Genomic DNA, 3,259 nt, shown 5'->3' with positions numbered 1-3,259 from the left:
ACAACCTGCAGCCCCAACTTCTCCTGCATCACGCTACAGCTGCACAACCTCTCTCTGGCAGCGAGCCGCAGAGCATCTTCTTGGCGTGCCACAATCGGGGTCAGGAGAACCTGGATGGCCACCCTCCCCAGGCCGCGCACCTCCCCCCGCCATTGTGCCAGGCCTCCAGATCCCCGAGGTATCAGTTGGCCTTAACCGCATCGCCCGCTTGAGTTGCCGCTCGCGGGGCGAAAAACCCGGGGCATCAGGGACACTCGCTTTGGCGGTCCCCAATCCCCCCGGGCATGATAGCCTAACAGGCGACGAGGCCCAGACGCGTTCGGAGATCAGCCCAGTGTGGCGCCGGGGACTGCGGCTGATGGCAGCGCAGGACGACTACAATGTCCCGCCTGCGGTGTTACGAGAACCCCATCTCCCGCAACCAGCCCGGTTCGGGCTGGCGGGGTACGTTCGCCCGAAACGCTGCTTACGCCAACTCCTGCACTATCCCCCGCCCCCAGCCAGCCACAACAAGAGGTGATGTACCCGTGCCCGTGCTGTTAAGGCCTTGCTGCCCAAGGGGAGACTCTGGCACTTGGCAGCGTCTCCGCCACACCCGATTGCCACCCTGCTGAACGTCGCAGAAGAAGCAAATCTCGACCGGGGAAAGCACAGCCCGTGGCCACCGACCGGGGCCTCCCCGCCACCCCCATCCTCAAACCAAGCAGGTCCGCACGGCAAAGCCCCCGGCTTAGTCCGGCTTCCTCAGCCTGGCTCGCTCCGCCCATAACTCCAGGGCACCGGCTGCAGCCGAAGCCGAAACAACGGCCTCTCTCAGCGCCGCAAGGGCCCTGGAAACGTCCTCGTCCACGCCGCTCTTCGCCGCTTCCAGCAGGCGGCAGGCGCGCACCAGCACGGGCAACTCAGCAAGGGCCCGCGAGAGGAGATCGTCCGCCACGGTTGATCCCTCCCCATTCCGCCCGCCCAACGCCAGGATTCGACATCTGTCTACAGGTCCCTTGTCCCGGGCAAAGGGCAAACCAGCTCCCAGAGGACCACCGCCCACGACGTTTGAGCGATCCTCGGTCCACGGCCTGTCCCGTCTCGCGTGCGCCCCGCAAGGACCGCCGCCACAGCGTGTCGAATCAAGGCGTGGCCGCCCGGGGCAGGAAGCGAAACCAGTTCGCGGGGGCTTTGGCCACGACCGCAGGTCCCCGCACAAAGTTGCTCCCATCCACCCTGCCACCGGGCAGCCTCTTGCCCTCCACCTATATCCCCCATCTCCTCACACCCTCCAGTACGCAGGCCTGCCACCGAAACCGTCTCCGACCGCGGCTTCTCCCGGCACAATATCCCACAGCCCTCTCGCTTCTGCCATCGGGGCCGCGCTTCCGAGCGAGGTGGGACCGGCTCTTCAGCCGGGCCGACAACCTTGCCCAGGGCAGAGGACAGTACGGTCCTTGTGTCGAAAACCCTGTCCATGCACGAGCACCAGGCGCACACTCCCGGTAAAGAGGAGCCTGAAACCTGCCCCGGGCCATATCTCTTCCTCGCATCGGCAGATTACCTCGATCTCGACGCACTGCCCTTGGACGGCGCCCTGAAGGAAACGCTGCAGCAGGCACAGCGTACCAAAGCACAGTTTCGCGGGCCGGCAGGGAGGATCCAGAAGGTCACCGTGGATGGTGCCCAGGGACTGGTGCACGGCAGGGGTCTGGCCAAGTTCCTCGAGTCCCTCGGCACCCGGCTACTCGTCCTGCGGCGTGACGATGCCGGAGGACTTACCTATCAGGTGGCACCCCTTTGGGAGCCCAGCGGCCAGGCCCGGAGCAGGCAACGGGCACCCACGCGCAATGCTACCCCGGACATGGACCTCCCCGGCGGGGTCTCGTTCCATCCCGAAAGGGCAAGGACGCTCCTCGACCGCCTGCAAAAGGGGCTCTTCGATGAAGATCCCCGCGACCTGTACAGGCGTGCTCGAGACCTCGCCACCACACCGGGCTTGGAAACCATGCTCTTCGGGGGCCAGGTCAGGTTCGACCCCCTGCCGTACCAGGTCGACGCCGCCCGGGCCGTCATCCGGCGCCTGAACGGCCGGGCCATGCTGTGCGACGAGGTGGGCCTGGGAAAGACCATAGAGGCCGGCCTGGTGCTCCTGGAGTATTTCCTGCGCGGTATGGCGACAAAGATACTCATCTTGTGTCCGCCCGGCTTGGTGGAGCAGTGGCGGGAGGAAATGACCCAGAAGTTCGGCCTTGACTTCCTCACCCCCTCCGAGCCGGAGTTCGTCTCCCAGGCAGACCCTTGGGGTTCCTGCGAGCGGGTAATCGCCTCGCTGGCCACGGCACGGCAGAAGGGCACCCGGGAGGCGATCTGGCAGGTCCCCTACGACATGGTGATCATCGACGAGGCCCACCACCTGAAGAACCGCAGCTCCGCCAATTGGATCCTCGCCTCCAGGATCAAGACACGATACCTCCTCCTGCTCACCGCCACCCCTGTTCAGAACCGGCTCGAGGAGCTGTATAACCTGGTCACCCTCGTCAAGCCGGGGCTCCTCGGCACCCCGCGCCAGTTCGGACGTAGATTCCGTCTCCGGGGTGCCACTCTTAGCCCACAACAGGTCACCGACCTCCACTCGCTCCTCGCAGAGGTGATGGTGCGCAACCGCCGCTCCGACACCCGGGCCGTGATCACCCGCCGGCACGCTGAAACAGTAAAGGTGATCCCGTCGCCCGCGGAAAAGAGGCTCTACGAGGAAATCTCCGCGCGTGTCCGGGCTGTGGGCAAATCGGCATCCCCGGCCCAAAGGCTCATGCTCAAGACCCTGCAGAAGTTGGCAGGCTCCAGTCCCGTTGCAGTCCTCCCTGCACTCCAGCGACTGGGCTGGCGGGACCTGGCAGACCTGGTCACCCAGGCGGCGGCAGACGACCTGACCGGCAAGGAACGGGCCCTTCTGTCCCTGCTGCACGCCACCCGGGACAAGGTCATCGTGTTCGCCTCTTACACGGAGACAGTGAACATGCTGGAGCGCCTGCTCACGACGGCGGGACACGCCGTGGTCACCTACGCAGGCAGCATGACCAGGGTTCAGAAGGACACGGCGGTGCGCCGATTTGCTCAGGAAGCCCGCGTGTTCTTGAGCACGGAGGCAGGGGGCGAGGGGCGCAACCTGCAGTTCTGCAACCACATGATCAACTACGACCTCCCCTGGAACCCCATGCGCATTGAACAGCGGCTGGGACGCATCCACCGGGTGGGTCAGACAAGAGACGTCTAC

Annotated in this window: 2 protein-coding genes; one reads left to right on the top strand and one right to left on the bottom strand. The window is 65.4% G+C overall.

Annotation, left to right across the window (positions count from 1 at the left end; all coding sequences use genetic code 11):
* Positions 1–730 precede the first annotated feature (730 nt).
* Positions 731–937: a hypothetical protein gene (locus AB1609_19030; protein ID MEW6048541.1), complete on the bottom strand. Its 207-nt coding sequence runs from the start codon at positions 935–937 to the stop codon at positions 731–733.
* A 504-nt stretch (positions 938–1,441) separates the two neighbouring features.
* Between AB1609_19030 and AB1609_19025 the strand changes: the two genes are divergently transcribed.
* Positions 1,442–3,259: SNF2-related protein (locus tag AB1609_19025; GenBank protein MEW6048540.1), on the top strand; the 1,818-nt coding region annotated here is incomplete at its 3' end.

Source organism: Bacillota bacterium, from assembly GCA_040754675.1.
Lineage (GTDB): Bacteria > Bacillota > Limnochordia > Limnochordales > Geochordaceae > Geochorda.
The sequence above is the reverse complement of the archived record's forward strand: the minus strand, read 5'-3'. Positions and strand labels throughout refer to the sequence as shown.